Origin of the sequence: Micromonospora sp. NPDC049301 (genome assembly GCF_040678715.1) — a bacterium.
Taxonomy (GTDB): Bacteria; Actinomycetota; Actinomycetes; order Mycobacteriales; family Micromonosporaceae; genus Micromonospora.
In genome coordinates this window covers 536,208-555,371 of record NZ_JBFAQO010000004.1, presented here as the reverse complement: position 1 = coordinate 555,371, position 19,164 = coordinate 536,208, and the positions used below count along the sequence as shown (strand labels likewise).

Below are 19,164 nucleotides of genomic sequence, written 5' to 3'. Positions count from 1 at the left end.
CACCAACCACCGGCATACTGCCCTGCGTGCTGACCCGATTCGGCTACCTCGACGCGCCCGCGCCGCTGGCGTTCGCCCACCGTGGCGGCGCCGCCGAGGGCGACGAGAACACCACCGAGGCGTTCGCCCGCGCCGTCGGGCTGGGCTACCGGTACGTGGAGACCGACGTCCACGCCACCGCCGACGGGGTGGCGGTGATCTTCCACGACCCGACACTGCGCCGGGTCACCGGCGAACCGGGGCGCATCGCCGACCTGCGCTGGGCCGACCTCGCCTCGGTACGCGTCGGCGGTGCCGCCGTCGTACCCCGGCTCGACGAGGTGCTGGGCGCGTGGCCGCAGGTGCGGTTCAACATCGACGTGAAGGCCGACGGGGGCGTCGAGCCGACGGTCGCCACGGTGACCCGGGTCGGCGCCGCCGACCGGGTGCTGCTCGCCTCGTTCAGCGACGCCCGGTTGACCCGGCTGCGCGCCCTCACCGAGGGGCGGGTCGCGACCAGCCTGGGCATGCGCGGCGTGGCCCGGCTGCGGCTGGCCTCGCTGCACGGCCGCCCGCTGCGGCTGCCGCCGTCGGTGGTCGCCGCGCAGGTGCCGCCGAGCTACGGGCGGGTGCCGGTGGTGGACCGCCGGTTCCTCGACTACTGCCACCGACTCGGCCTGCAGGTGCACGTCTGGACGATCGACGAACCCGCCCAGATGCACGACTTACTGGATCGTGGTGTGGATGGCATCATGACCGATCACGTCGGCGTGCTGCGCGACGTCTACCGCAGCCGCGGCCACTGGGCCGCCTGACCGGCGAAGGACCCCCGATGGCCGAGACCGTGACCCCCACGGTGGACGACACCCCGCCACCGGCGAGCACGCGCCGCGAGCGCCGCGGCTGGTACATCTACGACTGGGCCAACTCCGCGTTCCAGACCACCGTCATCACGGTGTTCCTGGGCCCGTTCCTCACCACCGTCGCCGAGTTGGCCGCCGGCTGTGAGCTGGGCGCGGACACCTGCGACGGGTACGTGCACCCGCTGGGCATCCGGGTCGCCGCCGGTTCCTACTACCCGTACCTGATCTCGCTGTCGGTGTTCCTCACCGTGTTCGTGCTGCCGGTCATCGGGGCGATCGCCGACCGGTCGGCGCACAAGAAGCGGCTGCTCGGCGGGGCCGCGTTCACCGGCGCCGGCGCGACCGTCGCGATGGCCTTCGTCACCGGCGACCGCTACCTGCTCGGCGGGGCGCTCTTCCTGATCGCCAACATCTCCTTCGGCGCGGCCGTCGTGGTCTACAACTCGTTCCTGCCGCAGCTCGGCGGCCCGGACGAACGCGACGGCATCTCCAGCCGCGGCTGGGCGCTGGGCTACCTCGGCGGCGGCCTGCTGCTGGCGTTCAACCTGGTGGCGGTCACCCTGTTCAGCGAGGACGACAACCCGCAACGCACCCTGGACCTGGCCCGCTGGTCGATCGTCTCCGCCGGAGTGTGGTGGGCGGCGTTCACCCTGGTGCCGCTGCGCTGGCTGCGGGAGCGCCCCAGCGCGGCGGCGGCGCTGGCCCGCGGCGGCAACGTGCTCACCGACGGGTTCCGGCAGCTGGGCCACACCCTGCGCGAGGTCAAGGCGTACCCGCTGACGCTGTTCTTCCTGCTCGCGTTCCTGGTCTACAACGACGGCATCCAGACCGTCATCACCCTCGCCAGCCAGTACGGCACCGAGGAGCTGCGGCTGCAGCAGAGCGACCTGATCGTCACGATCCTGCTGGTGCAGTTCCTCGCCTTCGGCGGCGCGTTGAGCCTCGGCGCGCTGGCCCGGCGCATCGGCGCCTGGAAGACCGTGCTGCTCAGCCTGGTGCTCTGGACCGGTGTGATCATCGGCGCATTCCGGCTGCCCGCCGAGGCGCCGGTGCCGTTCATGGTCCTCGGCGCGGCCATCGGCCTCGTCCTCGGCGGCAGCCAGGCGCTGAGCCGGTCGCTGTTCAGCCAGCTCATCCCGGCCGGCAAGGAGGGCGAGTACTACGGCTTCTACGAGATCAGCGACAAGGGCACCAGCTGGCTCGGCCCGCTGGCCTTCGGCCTGGTGTTCCAGCTCACCGCCTCGTACCGGGTGGGCCTGGTCTCCCTGCTGATCTTCTTCGTGGTCGGGTTCCTGCTCCTGCTGGCCGTGCCGATCCGCCGGGCCATCGTCGCCGCCGGGAACACCCCACCGCGGGTGCTCTGACCACGGGCCGCGCCCGCCGGATCGGCCCTGGTCGATCAGATAGGCTGCCCGACCGTGACCGACGACGCCGCTGCCACCCCGACCTGCCTGGCCCACCCGTTCCCCGGCCAGCCGCACGCTCCGGCCGGGTGCGCGGCGGCGCGCGGGCTCGACGGGCGTCCGGTGCACGCCGCGGCGTTGAAGTTCTTCTGGGGGCCGATGGACTGCGGCAAGTCCACCATGGCGTTGCAGATGAACTACAACCACGCCCGGCAGGGCCGGCGCGGGCTGGTCACCACCCGCATCGACCGGTCGCTGGGCCCCCAGGTCACCACCCGCATCGGTCTGGCGCACGAGGCGATCGAGGTCACCGACGACCTGGACCTGCGGGCCCTGGTCCGGGGCCGGTGGGCCGAGGGGGAACGCGTCGACTACCTGATCTGCGACGAGGCGTGCTTCTACACCGTGGAGCACGTCGAGCAGATGGCCGAGCTGGTCGACAGCTACGACGTGGACGTGTTCGCGTTCGGTCTGGCCACCGACTTCCGGTCCTGCCTGTTCCCCGCCACCCAGCGACTGTTCGAGCTGGCCGACGAGGTGGCCCGCATCCAGGTCGAAGTGCTCTGCTGGTGCGGCCGCGAAGGGCTGCTCAACGCCCGGGTGGTCGACGGGCGGGTGGTCCGCGAGGGCGCGCAGGTCGTCATCGGCGACACCGTGGACACCGCCGAGGTGCGCTACCAGGTGCTCTGCCGGCGGCACTACCGCAGCGGCGACCTCGGCCCCCGCGACTGACCACCCCGGTCAGGCCGGGCGGGGTGCGGCGGTCCGGAGGACCCGGAACCAGTCGGCCACGATGACCGCGACGGTCGGTCGACGTGGTCGGCTCCACCCCGCCGCTCGCGGAGCAGGTGCGGGCGTACCGGCTCGATGGCCGGCGGCTCAGAACGGGTCACCGCACACCCGCCAGTCGCCGCCTTCGCGGACCACCGGCAGGCGGCGTTCCTCACTGATCCCGCCGTCGCGCGTCACCTTCACCGTCACCGTGCCGTGTGGCCGCCCACTGCGGGTCGTCACCGACACGTCGGTGATCTCGTAGTCGCTGACCATCGGCGGGGTGCGCACCCAACTGGTGAAGCCGACCGGGCTCCACCGGCTGCGCGCGTCCGCGCAGAGCCGCTCGTACGCGCCGTCGGTGTCGCCGAGGGTCACCTCGTTGAGGAAACCGTCGGCGGTCTCCCGGATCGGGCCGGCGGCCTGGCGGACGGTCTGCAGGTTCCACGCGCCCAGCCCGGCCACCCCGACGCAGCACAGCGCCACGCCGATCCCGGCGAAGGCCAGCCCGGTACGCATCGGGCGGCGCCGCCGGGCCGGTCGGCTGTACGGCTGGCCGGCACCCACGACTACCGACCGTAGAGAACACCGTCGCGGAGAGGTACGACAAGTCGAAAACTGGCCGCGCCCGGCGCGCGGTTCTGCCCCTGTTCGCGGCGGCCGCGGATCGTCTACCGTCGTCGCACACCCCCAAGGCAGTGCCAGGGAGCCGATCGATGAGCCGCTTCGTACAGCCGGTACCACCCCCCGCCGACCCGTACGCCGGTCACGCCCTGCTGCGGTCCTGGCTGGAGCGTCACCTCGGCCCGGCCGGGCACGCCGCGTGGGGCGACGAGCAGGCGGAGTTGGCGGCCCGGCTGTGGGCGCGGCGCGGGCTGCGGCACGAGGAGATCGCCGAGGACGCCCACCACCACCTGGACCTGCTCTGCTGACCGGCCGGCGCGAGTGGGCGGATGAGCACCGATGTCGACACTGATCGAGCTGGACGACGCCCGGGGAGCACCCCTGGACGACCACACCCTGCCGGTGGCGGTGTCCCGGCGGTGGCGGGTGGCCCTGCTGCTGGTGGCGTGCGCCCTGCTCGGCGGCGCCGCCGCACCCGTACACCTGTCGGCCCGGCCCGGGCCGGCGCTGCCCGGCCGGGCGACCCTGCTCAGCGCGGGCCCGTTGCTGCTGGTCGTCGATCCGGGCAGCGACCCGCCGACGCTGAGCGCCTACGACGCTGCGGCGCCGCACCGCCCGGCCCGGTGGCGGGTCGCGGTGCCACCGGCCACCGGGTGGTCCGCCGAGGCCGCCGGTGACCTGCTGCTGGTCGTCGAACGCGACCAGGTTCGCCGGCCGACGGCCACCACGGCACGGTCGCTGCGCACCGGCGAGCCGCTGTGGCGACGACCCGAGCGGGTGTACGCGGCCGGCGACGCGGCGGTCGCGGTGAGCGAGGTCCGCAGCGCCTCCGGCCCGGGGCGGCGGGTCGAGGGCACCGTGCTCGGCGTCGACCCGGCCACCGGCGCCACCCGCTGGTCGGTGCCGGTGCCGTCCACCGCCGTGCTGGAGGTGCTGCCCGACCCGCCCGGGCGGGTGCTGCTGGTGCAGGACGACGGGCTGGCCCGGCTGCTCGACGCCCGCGACGGCACGGTCCACGGGCAGGGCTGGCTGCCACCGGCCGACTACGGCCCCGACAACCCTCAGGTCATCGGCGCGCACCTGGTGCTGCGCCACCCGAGCGACACCGGCGCGGCGCTGACCGGGTACGACCTGCCGGGGCTGGCGCGACGCTGGCAGGTGCCGGTCGAGCCGGGTGAGGTGACCCTGCGGGCCTGCCAGGGCCTGGTCTGCGGGCAGGACGAGCGCGGCCGGTGGGCGGTCGACGCCACCTCCGGCGAGATCCGCTGGGCCTGGCCGGACGGCGTGCGGTGGCGCACCGTTGCGGGCGCAGGGCCCGGCGCCGAGCCGCTGGTGCTGCTCGGGGCGGCGGCGGACGGCGAACGCACCCTGGTCGCGACGGTGGGCCGGGACGGTCCCCGGGTGCGCGGTGTGCTCCCCGCGGGGGTGAACGACTGCCGGCGGGTCGGCAGCGGGCTGCTCTGCCGTGGCGGTGCCGACCGGGTCACGATCTGGCCGATCGACCCGCGCTGACCGGCTGGGAAACGCCGACGTACCTGACACTGGTTGGCAGGTACGTGGGGCAGACTGCCCGCATGACGACAACCGCCGACCTCGCGATGGTCAGCCTGGACAGCTCCGACCCGGCCGCGCATGCCGCGTTCTACCACCGGGCCCTGGGCTGGGAGATCACCCACAGTCAAGCCGAGTACGCCATGATCAATGGCGGTGGTGTCTCGATCGGCTTCGGGCTGGTCGAGGGTTACCGGCCGCCGTCCTGGCCGGACCCGGCCGGCGGCAAGCGCTACCACCTCGACCTCTACGTGGACGATGTGGCGGTCGCGGAGAAGGACCTGGTCGACGCCGGCGCGTCGAAGCCGGAGTTCCAGCCCGGCGGCGACCGGTGGGTGGTGCTCATCGACCCGATCGGGCAGCCCTTCTGCATCTGCCCCCGCCCCCAGGGCTGAGGGCTCACCGCCCGCAGGGCTGGGGTACGTCCCGGCCGTGAGCACCAGCCACGGGTCGTACGTGGACGGGTCGTCGCCGGAGTAGTGGATGAGGTAGTCCTCCAGGAACACACCGTCCCATCCGGCGCGCTCGGCGAGCTCACCCAGCTCGACCAGGGTGGACACCGTGACGGAGGCGCCGCCGCAGGGAAGCTCCAGACCGTGTCTCATCCACCGACGGTAGGGCGGGGGTACGACGCTCAGCCGCGCCGGCGGGACCGGGCCGCCCACACCACGTACGCCGGGTCGCGGTCGAGGTTGTGCCGGTCGCGGTCGTAGCGCCGGGTCGTCCGGGGGTCGGCGTGCCCCATGGCGTCCTGCACGTCCTCCAGCGGGACGCCCTCCGAGCGGGCGGTCGTGGCGAAGGCGTGCCGCAGCGAGTGCGGGGAGAGCCTCGCCCAGGCCGGGATGCCGGCGGCCCGGGCCAGCCGGCGGACCATCCGGAACACCGAGTGCCGGTCCAGCCGGGCGCCGCTGGCGGTGACCAGCAGCGGGCCGGTCAGCTGCGGCACCGGCACGCCGGTGGCGGCGGCCCGCTGGGCCAGGTAGGCGTCCACCGCGTGCCCGGTGCCGGGGGTGAGTGCGCGGCGGCGTTGCTTGCCGCCCTTGCCGACGAAGCGCACGCTGCGGTGCCCGCGTTCGGTGCCCAGGTCGGTCAGGTCCAGTGAGATCAGCTCACCGACGCGCAGACCCAGGTCGGCCAGCAGCGCGAGCGCGGCCCGGTTGCGGGCGGCCGTCGGGCCGGTGTCCGCGTCGGCGGCGCTGAGCAGCGCGTCCACCTCCTCCGGGGTGAGCCCGACGGTGGCGGAGTGGTCCCGGTCGATGCGCGGCCGGTCCGCACCGGCGACCGGGTTGGCCGGCACCGCGCCGAGCTTGACGAGGAAGTCGTACCAGCTGGACAGGGCGGAGAGCCGGCGCGCCACGGTGGCGGGGGTCAGCGGCCGGCCGCTGCGGGCGCCGAGGGTGGATTCCAGCACCCGGGCGTACTCGTTGACGTGCAGGAAGTTGGCCCGCAGCGGGTCCAGCTCCCGGGCGGCGCACCAGCTGAGCCAGCCGGTGACGTCGCGCCGGTAGGCGTCGCGGGTGTGCTCGGACAACCGGCGGTTGCGCAGCCACGCCTCGGTGACGTCGACCGGCCCGTCGGGGAGGGCGGGTCGGGCCGTCGGACGGGCGAGCACCGGAGCGTCGGAGGACACCATGTGAAAAAGACTCTCAGCTCCGGGTGGGTTCGCCGGGAAGGCGCGCCGAGGCCACCGGCCCCCGGACGGTGTCGGGGCCCGCCGTGCCGGTTACCGTCGGGCGGTGCGTGCCAGCCGCCTGGTCTCCCTGCTGCTGCTCCTGCAGACGCGGGGGCGGATGACCGCTGCCGAGCTGTCCGAGGCCCTGGAGGTGTCGGTCCGGACGGTGTACCGGGACGTGGAGTCGTTGGGCGCCGCCGGTGTGCCGGTGTACGCCGAGCGCGGCCCGGCCGGCGGGTACCGGCTGCTCGACGGTTACCGCACGCGGCTGACCGGTCTCACCGCCGGCGAGGCCGAGGCGCTGTTCCTGGCCGGCGTGCCCGGCCCGGCCGCCGAGCTGGGCCTGGGGTCGGTGCTGGCCAACGCCGAGCTCAAGCTGCGGGCCGCGCTGCCGACCGACCTCGCCGACCGGGGCGGACGGATCCGGCAACGGTTCCACCTGGACGCGCCGAGCTGGTTCCGTGAACCCGAGCCCACACCGCACCTGGCCGCCCTGGCGGGCGCGGTCTGGGAGGACCGCCGCATCCGGGTGCGCTACCGGCGGTGGCAGCAACCCCGGGACGTGACCCGCACCCTCGACCCGCTCGGCGTGGTGCTCAAGGCCGGCCGGTGGTACCTGGTCGCCGCGGCGGCCGGACAGGTACGCACCTACCGGGTGGGCGCCATCCTGGACCTGACCGTGCTGGACGAACCCGCCGACCGACCGGCCGGGTTCGACCTGGCGGTGTCCTGGCAGGAGCACACCGAACGCTACGAGCGCGGCGTCTACCGCGCCGAGGCGCGGGTACGAATGACGGAGGCGGCGCTGGCGCAGACGGTGCACCTCTTCCCACCCGCGATGAGCCGGGCGGCGCGCGACGCCGCCGGTGCGCCGGACGCGGACGGCTGGCTGGTCACCACCGTGCCGATCGAGTCGGTCCGGCACGGTCACGTCGAGCTGCTCAAGCTCGGCGCGCAGGTGGAGGTGCTCGCGCCGGCCGAGCTGCGGGAACGTCTCGCCGGCACCGCCCACGCGCTCGCCGCGCTCTATCCGCCGACCGTCGCCGGGGAAGCCCTGGTCGCGGCCGCGACGGAGGACTCCGCGGCGGCGGGTGATGCTCGGGGCGGGCCGGGCGCGACCCTCGGCCCGCCCCGACCATCCGTCAGGCGTTGATCTGCCGGCGTCCGTTGCCGTTGGCGCTGATGGTCACCCGGCGGGGCTTGGCGCGCTCGGCGACCGGGATGCGCAGCGTCAGCACCCCGTTGTCGTAGCCCGCCTCGAGCTTGTCGGTGTCCAGGGTGTCGCCCAGGAACAGCCGCCGGGTGAAGGTGCCCATGGGGCGTTCGGCGGCGACCAGTTCGACACCGTCGCCGGTCGGCCGGCGCCGCTCGGCCCGGACGGTGAGCACGTTGCGCTCCACGGTGCAATCGATGGTGTCCGGGTCGACGCCGGGCAGGTCGAACGCGGCGTAGAAGTGGTCCCCGTCGCGGTAGGCGTCCAGGTGCATCATCGCGGGACGGGCCGCCGTACCGAAGAACTGCTCGGCGAGCCGGTCCACCTCGCGGAACGGGTCGGTACGCATCAACATTGTCGTGCCTCCTCGGTTCTCCTGGCCGAAGGTGATGACTTGAGTCGGGATGACTCAAGTTCCTCCTCTGTATTTAGCGCGACTGACGGCGGTCGTCAAGCCCTCAGCGAAGCCGCTTCTCGAACCAGTGGTCGGCGTACGGGCCCTGGGAGTACGCCGGGATCTCGACGTAGCCGTGCCGGGCGTACAGGGCGCGGGCCTCGACCAGGTCGTCACGGGTGTCCAGCCGGATCCGGTCCACCCCGGCCGCCCGTGCCCGCTGCTCGACGGCGGCCAACAGCGCGGTGCCCCCGCCGGCGCCACGATGGGCGGGGCGGATGAACACCCGGGTCAGCTCGGCCCAGTCCGGCCACCATCGCAGCCCGGCACAACCGGCCAGGTCCGCACCGTGGTGGGCGAGCACCAGCACGCCGGTCGGGTCCGTCAGGTCGTCGCTGGGCATCTCGGCCAGCGCCTCGTCGACCTCCCCGGTGCGGGCCGGGCGGCGGTGGTAGCGGACCACCATCTCCGTCATGTACTCGCGGAGCAGCAGTGCCGCGTCGGGCTGGTCGGGGCGGACGGTGGTGGTCGCCCAGGTGGGTCGGAGCGCGCTGGTCACCTGTCGATCATCAGTGCCCGGTCAACGGATTTCCGCCGTCCGGGCCGCCGGCTGCGGATGGGCGCCGGCGGCCCGGGACGCTACCGGCGGCGCGGCAGCAGGGCGATCAGCGCGGCCGCCACGGCCACGTGCATCGCACCGAGGGACACCTTGGCGCCGGCGGTGGCCTCGGTGCCGACCAGCGGCACGAAGGACAGCAGTGTCACCAGGACGGCCAGCGAGATCCAGATGAGGCGGGCGGTGCGCGCGACGAACCGCTCCAGCAGGGCCAGTGCCGCCCAGCCCAGCAGGGCCGCGCCGAGGGCGATCCCGAAGATCTCGCCGGGCCCGATGACCACGGCGGGCTGCCCCGGGCTCTCGACGGTGTAGTCGACCCCGGCCGCCTCGCCGATTCCCCAGATGACCAGGCAGGCCAGGACGGCGGCGGCGACGCCGAGGGCGCGGCGGCGCAGTGACGACGTGGTGGTGGCGGTGGTGACGGATGGTTCGGCGGTCGCGCTCATGACGGACTCCTCGGTCGGGGGTACGAACGAGTGTGACCGTATCAGATAGTCCCGCACGAGACTATCTTCTTCGGAACTAGCATCCGGAACGACCGCCGGGCGCGTACGGGGAGGTGTTCGCCAGAGGGCCGCTGACCAGTGCGGTGAGCGCCCGCAGGAACGCCTCCCGGTCCTGCTCGGGCAGGGTGGCGAGGAGGTCGTCCTGGATGCGGCGCACGACGTCCTGTGCCCGCATGAGCACCTGCTCCCCCGCCGGCGTCACCGCCACGAGCCGGGCCCGCCGATCCGTCGGGGCCGGGCGACGCTCGGCCAGGCCGGCCCGCTCCAGCTGGTCGAGCGTGACGACCATGGTGGTCTTGTCCACACCGCAGCGTTCACCGATCTGCCGCTGGGTCAGGTCACCCGTGCGGGCCTGCGCCAACACGTAGTGCGCGCGCGGTGAGATGCCCAGCTCGGCCAGGCCGGCGGCGTGCGCGGTCTGGAGCGCGTGGCTCGCCCAGGAGAGCAGGAACAACAGGTCGGGTGGGCCGTCGGCGGGCGAGCAGGAGGTCATGCAGGGAGGCTAACAAGATGCTCCGCGACGGGACGGTTCGCGACCCGGACGATCAGGGCCGTTGGTAGATGCCGTGCTCGCGGGTGAGCAGCTGCTCGTCGATCAGGTAGCGCCGCAGCGTGGCGTGGTCCGAGCCGCCGGCGGCGCACCACGGCTTGAGCGCCTCGTCCACGGCCCGCTCGGGGTAGCGCGTCCCCGGCTCGAACGACGTCTGGGCGATGTGCGCCAGCAGCACCCGCCGGCGGCCGCGTTGCGCCGGCAGGCCCACCAGCGCACCGGCGCGCAGGAACGTCCGCAGCACCGGGTCCTCGGCCGGCGCGGCATCGTCGGCCGGGCGGCGTTCGCGCGCCGACGCCCGCAGCGACGCCTCGTCGGCCGCGAGCGCGCCGTCGGGGCCGGTCACCAGGCCCGCGTCGGTGAGCCGGCGGATGCCGGTGAGCACCGTCCGCGCCGGCAGGTCGGCCCGCTCGGCGATCTGGGCCGCGCTGGCCGCACCGAGCACGATGGCCGCGAAGACCCGCCGGCGTCCGTCGTCGGCCAGGGCGCCGGCGAGAGCTTCCGCTGTCATGCCAGTCACCCTCCCATCGGGGGTACGCCGGCCGCCAGGCGATTTTCCGGCGCGGTCGCCTCCGCCACCGCTGCCCGCGGCTCAGTCGGTCGGCTGCTCCGCGACGAGCAGCACCCGGCGCAGCAGGTCGGAGAGCAGCCGCCGCTCCGCCCGGGTGAGCGCGCCGAGCAGTCGGTGCTCCTCGGCGCCCCGGACGTCCATCGCCCCGTGCCACGCGGCCCGGCCGGCGTCGGTGAGTTCCACGTCGATCCTGCGCCGGTCGACTGTGGACGGGGTCCGCCGCACGAAGCCCCGGGCGACCAGGCTGTCGACCCGCGCGGTGATCGAGGCGGGCGCCATCGCGAGATCCGCCGCGAGTTCCGAGGGCGCGGCACGGCCCTGCCGGCCGGCGAGTGCGTGCAGGGTGTCGTACTCGTGCGCGGGCAGGTCGAAGTCCACCAGGACCCGCTCCTTGACCGTGCGCAGGTGCCGGGTGAGGACGCCCATCCGGGTCACCGCCCCCTCGACGTCGGGGTCGAGGTCGGGCAGGACGGGCAGCCAACGCTCGACGTGCCGGTCGACGGAGTCGGGGGTGGTGGTCATCGGCAGAGCTTACCGCATCGAAATATTCATTGCCGAAATATTCGACGTCGAATTATCGTGTGGCGGTGACCTCCCCCCTGCGTACCCGCTCCTTCCGGCTGCTGTTCCTGGGCCGCACCGTCTCCGCGGTCGGCGACGCCGTGGTGCCCGCCGCCCTGGCTCTGGCCGTGCTGCGGGCCACCGACTCCACCGGCGCGCTCGCCGTCGTCCTCGCCGCGGCGATGGTTCCCCGGCTGCTCCTGCTGCCCCTCGGCGGCGTCGTCGCCGACCGCTTCGACGCCCGCCGGGTCGCCCTGCTGGCCGACCTGGTCCGCTGCGCGACGCAGCTCGCGGTCGGCGTGGAGCTGCTCGGCGGCGACCCGTCGCTGGCCACCATCGTGGTCGCCTCCGCGTTCGGCGGCACCGCCTCGGCGTTCGCCATCCCGACCGCCTCCCCGCTGGTCGCCGGCACCGTCGAGCAGGCCGCCCGGCAACGGGCCAACGCCCTGATGGGAATCACCGCCAACACCAGCCGGCTCGCCGGGCCGGCGCTGGCCGGCGCTCTGATCTGGGCCGCCGGCCCAGGCTGGGCGTTCATCATCGACAGCACGTCGTTCGCGGTCAGCGCCACACTGCTCGCGCTGCTCCGGGTGCGCCACGTGCCGGTGCCCCGCCGTTCCGTCCTCGCCGACCTGCGGCACGGCTTCGGCGAGGTCCGGGCCCGGGACTGGTTCTGGACCAGCCTGATCGGTCACGGCCTGTGGAACGGCGCCGCCGCCGTGCTGATGACCCTCGGGCCGGCCATCGCCCTGGACCGCCTCGGCGGCGAGGCGACCTGGGTGCTGCTCCTGCAGGCCGGCGCGATCGGCATGCTCGCCGGCTCGCTGCTGGCCGGGCGGGTCCGGCTGCGCCGGCCGGTGCTGCTGGCCAACCTCGGGCTGGCCAGCTACGCCGCGCCACTGCTGCTGCTCGCCGTCGCGGCGCCCGCCCCGGCGGTGATCGTCGCGTACGGGGTCGCGCTGACCGCCCTCGGTTACCTCAACCCGGTCTGGGAGACCGTCGTGCAGCACCAGTTCCCGCCCGAGGTCCTGGCCCGGGTCACCTCGTACGACTGGCTGGTGTCCCTGGGCGCGATGCCGCTGGGCTACGCCCTGGCGCCGCTGGCCGCCGACGCCTTCGGGGCATCCGTACCGCTGGCCGTCGCCGGCCTGCTGGTCCTGACCGCGTGCGCCGGCACCGCGCTGGTCCCCGGCGTACGCCGCCTCACCTGGCCGACGACGTGATCCATCCCGGACCGGCCGGGCACCACGCACCGCCGAGGCGGTGTGCGGGCCCGGCCGGTATCGCGGGGTCACTCGCCGGTCGGACCGCCGGCCAGTTCGGTCACGACGTCGAGGTGGCCGAGGTGGCGGGCGTACTCCTGGAGCAGGTGCAACAGCACCCGCTCCAGCGACGCCGGGTCGGCGCCGTTCCATCGCGGGCCCGGCGCGCCGACCTCCGCCAGGTCGTGCGCCGTCACCACCACGCTGGTGTGCGCGCCCTGCGCCCGCAACGCCGCCACCAGGTCCGAGCGGGTCTCCTCGGGGGCGACGTACCAGCGCTCCCCGCGGCGGTCACCCCACGGCTCGGCGACCTCCCGCCCCTGGAAGCCCCACTCGATCCAGCGCAGCTCGACGTACCGCAGGTGCTTGAGCATCTCCAACGGGGTCCATCCCGACGGCAGGGCGCTGCGCCGTAGCTCCGACTCCGCCAGCGCCGACACCTTGGTCAACACGGACTCGCGGAAGTAGTCCAGGTAGCGCAGGAAGACCTCGGTGCGGCTGCCGGCGGGGCTCGTCGGCTCGGGGAAAGGCGTGGTCATCGGCTCATTGTGCGGTCAGCCCGTGGGCAGGTCTCGGCCGCGCTGCCGCACACCGGCCTGGCCGTACGGGTAGTCACCCACCGGCGGCGCGCTCGCCTCGTCCAGCAACCGGGTCTGCTCCGCGTCGAGGACCAGGTCGGCGGCGGTCAGGTTGTCGTCGAGCTGCTCCGTGGTGCGCGCCCCGAGGATCACCGAGGTGACCGCCGGGCGAGCCGCCAGCCAGGCCAGCGCCACCGCCGACATGGACACGCCGCGTTCGGCGGCCACCTGGCCGACCGCGTCGATCACCCGCCAGGTGCGCTCCTGGGCGTTGCGGCCCGCGTACGCCTCGACGCCCCGCTGCGGGTTCTCGCCGAGGCGGGTGGCGCCGGTGGGGGTGCTGTCCCGCTGGTACTTGCCGGTCAGCCAGCCGCCGCCCAGCGGCGACCACGGCAGGATGCCGATCCCCTCGTTCTCGCAGACCGGCACCAGCTCGAACTCGATCTCCCGGGCCAGCAGGTTGTACTGCGGTTGCAGGGTCACGATCGGGGTGAGGTTGAGGTGCTGGGTGAGCAGGGCCGCCTTCTGCAACTGCCAACCGGTGAAGTTGCTGACGCCCGCGTAGCGGATCTTGCCCGCGCGGACCGCGTCGTCGAAGAACCGCAGCGTCTCCGGCAGCGGCGTCAGCGGGTCCCAGGCGTGCGCCTGGTACAGGTCGACGGCCTCGACCCCGAGCCGCCGGAGGCTGGCGTCCAGGGCGCGGGTCAGGTGCACCCGGGACAGGCCGGCGTCGTTCGCCCCGGCGCCCATCGGGAACCGTCCCTTGGTGGCGATGACCAGCCGGTCGCGCAGGCCGGGCCGGGCGGCGAGCCAGCGGCCGACGATCTCCTCGGAGACGCCGGCGGAGTAGACGTCGGCGGTGTCGATGAACGTGCCGCCGGCCTCCACGAACCGGTCCAGCTGGGCGAAACTGCCCGCCTCGTCGGTTTCCGCGCCGAAGGTCATCGTGCCCAGACAGAGGGTCGACACCACCGTGCCGGTGGCGCCCAGAGTGCGATAGCGCATGTCTTCCTTCCGGTCGAGCGAACTCGCCGATCCTGCCACCGCCGCCCGGCCCCGACCGGCGGGGGCGGCCGCTCGCGGGGGACCGGTCCCGACCTGGCCACGGAACGTTGGCATCGTTCGTCCTGTTTCGCCACTCGGGAAGCCCATGGGGTCTTTGGTGCTTTTTGCGACTCGGCGTCCTGTTTCGCCACTCAGCCGACGATCATTCCGTTTGGCCTGTCACAGCTTGTGTTTCGGGATGTGCGAATGGCGAAACATCCGCCGGAACCTGTGTCGTGAATCAGGACATACACCGACAAGCTCCCCATAGCCTCGACCGGTGGCTGTTCACATGTCTTTCGATGGGTTGCCAGGTCGCCCTCGGCACCTTCCGCCCACTGTCCTGTCCCGACCCGTCGAACCGGTGTTCGTGGACGCCACCGGCATCCGCCACCGCCGGATACGACGCGCGGGCGTGCTGGTCGCGGTCGCCTCGCTGAGCTACCTGCCGATGGCCGCGACCGCCCTGCTCCCCGGTCCGCCGGCACCCGCGCAGCCCGCTCCGGTGGCCGTCCGCGACCCCGCCGGCGGGACCGGCGAACCTCCTCGGGCGGCGCCACCGTTGCTCGGCGATCCGTACGCGAGCCGCACGCCCGAGCCGGAGGACACCGTGGATGGTCCACGACTCGCGGCGGAACCGGCAACGGACGATGCGGCGGCGACCACCGTGCCATCGATCAACCCGCCCGATCCCGAGCCCAGCCGACCGGCCGATCTGGTCCCGACCAGTCGCCCGTCCGCTGCCCCGATACCCCCGACCAGTCGCCCGTCCGCCACGCCGATGCCCCCGACCTCGCCGCCGGCCCCGACCTCGCCGCCGGCCCCGCCGCCCGAGGGCCCGACACCGCCCGCCACCACCTCGCCGACCATGTCCACTCCGGCCGAGCCCAGCCCCACACCCGTCGCGACCCGGCCGATCACGCTCGAGCTCGCGCGATCGGTGACGGGATGATCCTGATGAATCGTCGCCGCCGCGCCGCCGGCCGCGCCGGTGACCGTCGGCCCGCCGGTATCGGCCCGGGGACCAGCCGGTTCGTCTGCGCGGCCCTGGTGACGGTGGTGATCTGCGTGCTGCTGGTGGAGGCGTACGCCAACTCCAGCTTCAGACCCGACCACGTGCGGGAGCCCGAGGACCAGCGCACCGTCCCGACCGCCGTCCTCAACGGCGGGCCGGTGATCGATGCCCGGTACGACCAACCTCGCTCCTACCGCCTGCCCGCGCGGACCATCGCCCTCACCTTCGACGACGGGCCGGACCCCGTCTGGACCCCCCGGGTGCTGGACGTCCTGCACCGACACCGGGCCCCGGCCACCTTCTTCGTGATCGGCTCGCAGGTGGCCAGGCACCGGGACCTGGCCCGGCGGTCCGTCCAGGAGGGTCACGAGCTCGGCGTGCACACCTTCACCCACCCCGACGTGAGCCTGCTGCCGGGATGGCGACAACGGATGGAGTACGCGCAGACCCAGATGGCGATCGTGGACGCGGCCGGCGTCCGGACCAGCCTGCTGCGCTTCCCATACTCCTCGCTGCCCAGCGCCGTCGACGACGCGAACTGGCCGGTGATCCGCGAGGCCGGCGGGCTCGGCTACCTGACGGTGGTGAACGACCTCGACGGGGAGGACTGGGCCCGACCCGGCGTGGACGCGATCGTGCGGAACATGACCCCGGCCGACGGAGCGGGAGCCGTGGTGCTGCTGCACGACGCCGGCGGAGACCGGTCGCAGACCATCGCGGCGCTGGACCGGTTCATCCCCATGATGCAGGCGCGCGGCTACACCTTCACCACGGTCAGCGACGGAATGAACCGGGCACGACAGGGCGCCGCTCCGCTCGTCGGAAACGCCCCCACGTCGCTCGCGGACCGCTGGCAGGCCGCCCCCGTGGTGTGGGCGATCCGGCTGGCGGACTCGATCCTGCGCGCGCTCGCCCTGCTCTTCGTGGTCGTCGGGGTCCTCGTCCTGACCCGGACGCTGCTGCTGCTCCTGATCGCCGGCAGGCTCGCCCGGCGCAGACGCGCGCACCGCTGGCCCTGGGGCACCTTCGACGCACCGGTGTCGGTGATCGTGCCCGCGTACAACGAACGGGCCGGAATCGTCGCCACGGTCCGTTCGCTGGTGGCCAACGACCACCGGGACATCGAGGTGATCGTGGTCGACGACGGTTCGACCGACGGCACGGCAGATCTCGTCGACTCGCTGGGACTGGACGGCGTCCGGGTGATCCGCAAGCCCAACGGCGGCAAGGCCAGCGCCCTCAACACCGGGCTCCTGTACGCCTCGCACGACATCATCGTGACCGTCGACGCGGACACCGTCTTCGAACCGAACGCGATCCGACGGCTGATCGAGCCGTTCAACGACCCGCGGATCGGAGCGGTGGCCGGCAACGTCAAGGTCGCCAACCGGCGGCGGCTGCTCGGCCAGTGGCAGCACATCGAGTACGTCATCGGCTTCAATCTGGACCGTCGGTTCTACGAGAGGCTGGGCTTCATCCCCACCATCCCCGGAGCGATCGGCGCCTTCCGCCGCGGCGCCCTCGTCGGCGTCGGAGGGATGAGCGGTGACACCCTGGCCGAGGACACCGACATCACCATGGCGATCCTGCGGGCCGGGTGGCGGGTGGTGTACCAGGACCGCGCTCGCGCCTGGACGGAGGCACCCGCCACCGTGCGGGAGTTGTGGCGGCAGCGCTACCGGTGGAGTTACGGCACCATGCAGGCGATGTGGAAGCACCGGGGCGCGGTGTTCGACCGGGGCGCCTCGGGCCGATTCGGCCGGTTCGGCCTGCCGATGCTCGCCCTGTTCGGCGTGGTGCTGCCGCTGCTCGGCCCGGTGCTGGACCTGCTCGCCCTCTATGGCCTCTTCTTCCTGGACACGACGAAGACCGCGGTGGCCTGGGCGGCGATGCTGGTCGTGCAGGCCGCGACCGCCGCGGTGGCCTTCCGGCTCGACCGGGAACGGATGCGCCCGCTGCTGACCCTACCGATCCAGCAGTTCGTCTACCGCCAGCTGATGTACGTGGTCCTGGCCCGGTCCGTGGTGACCGCGGTGACCGGTGCTCGGCTGGGCTGGCGCAAGCTCAAGCGGGCCGGTGACGTCGTGGACGACAACCGCCACGCCGTGTCCCCGGCGATGGCCGGACGCGAGGGGCGTGACCGCTGGTTCGACGCGTTGCGGGCGCTGGCGCTGGCTCGGGTCGTCACGTACCACATGTTCGGGGCCGCCTGGCTGAGCTTCGCCTTCCCCGCCATGGGCGTGATGTTCGCGCTGGGTGGCTCCCTGATGGCCAGGTCGCTCGACCGCTCGCCGCAGCGGGCGGTCAGCGGTCGGCTCCGGCGCCTGCTACCGGCGCTGTGGGCCCTGGCCGTCGTGGTGCTGCCCCTGATGCTCTGGCACGGCTGGTCGGACCGCCCGGCCTGGCCGGCGCTGCTGAGCTGGCTGGTCCCGGTGCTGCAGCCGCCCGGCAACGCGTGGGCGGCGGACGTCACGGGTGTCCTGTGGTACCTCGTCGCGTACCTGTGGTTCGTGCTGCTCTCCCCCGCGGTGTTGACGCTGTACCGACGCTGGCCGGTGTGGTCCGTGCTCACGCCGCTGGCCGGTCTGGTCCTGCTGCAGACCGCGGCGCCGGCACTGGGCGGACCGGCGAATTCGGTACTGAGCGACCTGGCCACGTTCGGCGCCTGCTGGCTCCTGGGCTTCGCGCACCGCGACGGCCAGCTGCGGCGGCTCCCACTCCGGTCCCTGCTGGCGCTGGCGGCGCTGTGTCTGGGACTCGCCGTCGGCTGGCTCGTCACCCACCCGGGCGCCGGGCTCGACCTCAACGACATCCCGGTGGCGCAGGCCTTCTGGTCGCTCGGATTCGTGCTGCTGCTGTTGCGGCTGTCCCCACCGATGACCTGGCTGGCCCGGGTCCGGCCACTCGACCGGCTGGTCACCGCGTTGAACAGCCGAGCCCTGACCATCTACCTCTGGCACAACGCCGCCATCGCGGTCTGCTTCGCCGTCGGTGACCTGCTCGGAGCCTGGCGACTCGGCAAGCTGGGCTACCTGGCGGTGGCCCTGGTGCTCCTCACCGGCCTGGTTCTGGCGCTCGGTTGGATCGAGGACCTCAGCGCCCGACGGTCGCCTCACTTGCTGCCCTGGCCCCGGCCGCCGCGAACGACAGGGCGGGACCGGGCGGTAGAGCCGGCTGCGGGGGCCGCCGCGGCCGATGAACGGGACGTTCCAGGAGTGCGCCACGAACCCGCATCAGTACTGACGTGAGCGTCGTTCGGCGCGACAGCACGCCGCGACGGCACGGCCGGAAAACGACACGGCCCGGCTGAGCCGCCGCCGGCGGAGACGGTGATGGGGGTGATCACCGTCGGCCGGCACGGGCCTCGCCTCCTACGGGCCCGTGCCGGCACCCCCAAACAGAAGGCACAGTGCCGCGATCGCGACGCCGAGGTGTCGCCGAGGCCCGGGCCAGCAGGTTTCTGTCTGCCCGGCAACGGAGAGGAGATGATGATGTGGCAGCTGCCCACACCGGCAGAGCAGGAGCTGTGGAGCGCCGTGGTGGCCGGGGTGCGGGCGCTCCACCAGAAGGACCACGGGCAGTTCCAGATGTCCGTCGACCGCCTCCTGCGGCTGCCCCACGCGTGGGCGCAGCAGGTCCTCAGGGACACCGCGGGGCTGCTCGTCGAGGAGCTGGACCCGGACGGGTGGGACCGGTGGTCACGGCTGGCGGCGCAGGTCGACCACTCCGAGGACTGGCTACCGACAGTGGACCGGAAGCTGCTGGCCGCACTGCTCCCTGGCGGTCGCCGAACGCCGGTCACCGACCTACCCGGCGAACCGGAACGCACTCGGCATCGACTACTGCTCATCGCCCAGCTGGCGGACGTCGCGCAGCTCGGCGTCGGGGCGTTCGTCGACGTCGCGTTGGCCAGCAACGAGCGGGCTGGTGGAACTCGCGCCGCAGCGGTCCCCCACTGCCGGACCGGGCGCTGACGGCCGAAGCAGCCGGA

General features: G+C 73.5%; 21 protein-coding genes. 11 read left to right on the top strand and 10 right to left on the bottom strand.

Translation table 11 applies throughout. The features are described from left to right. Positions 1-26: 26 nt before the first annotated feature. The 3 genes from AB0K07_RS15500 to AB0K07_RS15490 all read left to right on the top strand — a co-directional run bounded on the left by AB0K07_RS15500 (position 27) and on the right by AB0K07_RS15490 (position 2,977). Positions 27-794 carry a glycerophosphodiester phosphodiesterase gene (locus tag AB0K07_RS15500; RefSeq protein WP_363755465.1) on the top strand — a complete coding sequence of 256 codons (768 nt, stop codon included), beginning with the start codon at positions 27-29 and terminating at the stop codon, positions 792-794. 17 nt (positions 795-811) lie between these two features. Beyond that, positions 812-2,206 (top strand): MFS transporter, encoded by a 1,395-nt coding sequence (locus AB0K07_RS15495; RefSeq protein ID WP_363755463.1) that lies wholly within the window; start codon positions 812-814, stop codon positions 2,204-2,206. A 162-nt stretch (positions 2,207-2,368) separates the two neighbouring features. After that, complete coding sequence (locus AB0K07_RS15490) at positions 2,369-2,977, top strand: thymidine kinase (protein WP_231931215.1); 609 nt, start codon at positions 2,369-2,371, stop codon at positions 2,975-2,977. Between the two features lie 147 nt (positions 2,978-3,124). Here AB0K07_RS15490 and AB0K07_RS15485 read toward each other — a convergent pair whose 3' ends face one another. After that, entirely contained in the window at positions 3,125-3,583 is a 459-nt protein-coding gene (locus tag AB0K07_RS15485; RefSeq protein WP_363755461.1) for a hypothetical protein, read from the bottom strand. Between the two features lie 149 nt (positions 3,584-3,732). Here AB0K07_RS15485 and AB0K07_RS15480 point away from each other — a divergent pair, with 149 nt between their 5' ends. The 3 genes from AB0K07_RS15480 to AB0K07_RS15470 all read left to right on the top strand — a co-directional run bounded on the left by AB0K07_RS15480 (position 3,733) and on the right by AB0K07_RS15470 (position 5,586). After that, positions 3,733-3,948, top strand: coding sequence for a hypothetical protein (locus AB0K07_RS15480; RefSeq protein ID WP_363755459.1), 216 nt, complete (start codon positions 3,733-3,735; stop codon positions 3,946-3,948). Between the two features lie 31 nt (positions 3,949-3,979). Continuing rightward, entirely contained in the window at positions 3,980-5,152 is a 1,173-nt protein-coding gene (locus tag AB0K07_RS15475; protein WP_363755457.1) for a PQQ-binding-like beta-propeller repeat protein, read from the top strand. A gap of 62 nt (positions 5,153-5,214) precedes the next feature. Continuing rightward, positions 5,215-5,586, top strand: coding sequence for a VOC family protein (locus AB0K07_RS15470; protein ID WP_363755455.1), 372 nt, complete (start codon positions 5,215-5,217; stop codon positions 5,584-5,586). A 239-nt stretch (positions 5,587-5,825) separates the two neighbouring features. Here the strand turns inward: AB0K07_RS15470 and AB0K07_RS15465 are convergent, their stop codons facing one another. After that, the gene (locus tag AB0K07_RS15465) at positions 5,826-6,824 is read right to left on the bottom strand and encodes a tyrosine-type recombinase/integrase (RefSeq protein ID WP_363755453.1); all 999 of its coding nucleotides are present in this window, start codon (positions 6,822-6,824) and stop codon (positions 5,826-5,828) included. Positions 6,825-6,927: 103 nt separating this feature from the next. Here AB0K07_RS15465 and AB0K07_RS15460 point away from each other — a divergent pair, with 103 nt between their 5' ends. After that, positions 6,928-8,016, top strand: coding sequence for a WYL domain-containing protein (locus tag AB0K07_RS15460; RefSeq protein WP_363755451.1), 1,089 nt, complete (start codon positions 6,928-6,930; stop codon positions 8,014-8,016). On the opposite strand, the gene AB0K07_RS15455 is transcribed toward AB0K07_RS15460, so the two are convergent. The 6 genes from AB0K07_RS15455 to AB0K07_RS15430 form a co-directional block, all read right to left on the bottom strand. Beyond that, the gene (locus AB0K07_RS15455) at positions 8,006-8,431 is read right to left on the bottom strand and encodes an Hsp20/alpha crystallin family protein (protein WP_363755449.1); all 426 of its coding nucleotides are present in this window, start codon (positions 8,429-8,431) and stop codon (positions 8,006-8,008) included. The genes AB0K07_RS15460 and AB0K07_RS15455 overlap by 11 nt on opposite strands. 103 nt (positions 8,432-8,534) lie before the next feature. Continuing rightward, on the bottom strand, positions 8,535-9,029 hold the full coding sequence (locus AB0K07_RS15450) for a GNAT family N-acetyltransferase (RefSeq protein WP_363755447.1): 495 nt from the start codon (positions 9,027-9,029) through the stop codon (positions 8,535-8,537). Between the two features lie 80 nt (positions 9,030-9,109). Continuing rightward, positions 9,110-9,532: a DUF6069 family protein gene (locus tag AB0K07_RS15445; protein WP_363755445.1), complete on the bottom strand. Its 423-nt coding sequence runs from the start codon at positions 9,530-9,532 to the stop codon at positions 9,110-9,112. 76 nt (positions 9,533-9,608) lie between these two features. Then, the gene (locus AB0K07_RS15440) at positions 9,609-10,085 is read right to left on the bottom strand and encodes a MarR family winged helix-turn-helix transcriptional regulator (protein WP_363755443.1); all 477 of its coding nucleotides are present in this window, start codon (positions 10,083-10,085) and stop codon (positions 9,609-9,611) included. Between the two features lie 52 nt (positions 10,086-10,137). Continuing rightward, positions 10,138-10,653, bottom strand: coding sequence for a DUF2087 domain-containing protein (locus AB0K07_RS15435; protein ID WP_363755442.1), 516 nt, complete (start codon positions 10,651-10,653; stop codon positions 10,138-10,140). Positions 10,654-10,734: 81 nt separating this feature from the next. Further along, a complete protein-coding gene (locus AB0K07_RS15430) occupies positions 10,735-11,235 on the bottom strand; it encodes a MarR family transcriptional regulator (protein WP_363755440.1) in 501 nt (166 codons plus the stop codon). Positions 11,236-11,300: 65 nt separating this feature from the next. Here AB0K07_RS15430 and AB0K07_RS15425 point away from each other — a divergent pair, with 65 nt between their 5' ends. Beyond that, positions 11,301-12,497 carry an MFS transporter gene (locus AB0K07_RS15425; RefSeq protein WP_363755438.1) on the top strand — a complete coding sequence of 399 codons (1,197 nt, stop codon included), beginning with the start codon at positions 11,301-11,303 and terminating at the stop codon, positions 12,495-12,497. A 68-nt stretch (positions 12,498-12,565) separates the two neighbouring features. Here AB0K07_RS15425 and AB0K07_RS15420 read toward each other — a convergent pair whose 3' ends face one another. Both AB0K07_RS15420 and AB0K07_RS15415 read right to left on the bottom strand, forming a co-directional pair. Continuing rightward, the gene (locus tag AB0K07_RS15420; protein WP_363755436.1) at positions 12,566-13,075 is read right to left on the bottom strand and encodes a DUF664 domain-containing protein; all 510 of its coding nucleotides are present in this window, start codon (positions 13,073-13,075) and stop codon (positions 12,566-12,568) included. 15 nt (positions 13,076-13,090) lie between these two features. Continuing rightward, entirely contained in the window at positions 13,091-14,119 is a 1,029-nt protein-coding gene (locus tag AB0K07_RS15415; RefSeq protein ID WP_363755434.1) for an aldo/keto reductase, read from the bottom strand. Positions 14,120-14,522: 403 nt separating this feature from the next. Between AB0K07_RS15415 and AB0K07_RS15410 the strand changes: the two genes are divergently transcribed. The 3 genes from AB0K07_RS15410 (at position 14,523) to AB0K07_RS15400 (ending at position 19,147) form a co-directional block, all read left to right on the top strand. Next, on the top strand, positions 14,523-15,110 hold the full coding sequence (locus AB0K07_RS15410; RefSeq protein WP_363755432.1) for a hypothetical protein: 588 nt from the start codon (positions 14,523-14,525) through the stop codon (positions 15,108-15,110). 5 nt (positions 15,111-15,115) lie between these two features. After that, the gene (locus tag AB0K07_RS15405) at positions 15,116-18,421 is read left to right on the top strand and encodes a glycosyltransferase (protein ID WP_363755430.1); all 3,306 of its coding nucleotides are present in this window, start codon (positions 15,116-15,118) and stop codon (positions 18,419-18,421) included. Positions 18,422-18,658: 237 nt separating this feature from the next. Beyond that, complete coding sequence (locus AB0K07_RS15400; RefSeq protein ID WP_363755428.1) at positions 18,659-19,147, top strand: hypothetical protein; 489 nt, start codon at positions 18,659-18,661, stop codon at positions 19,145-19,147. Positions 19,148-19,164 lie beyond the last annotated feature (17 nt).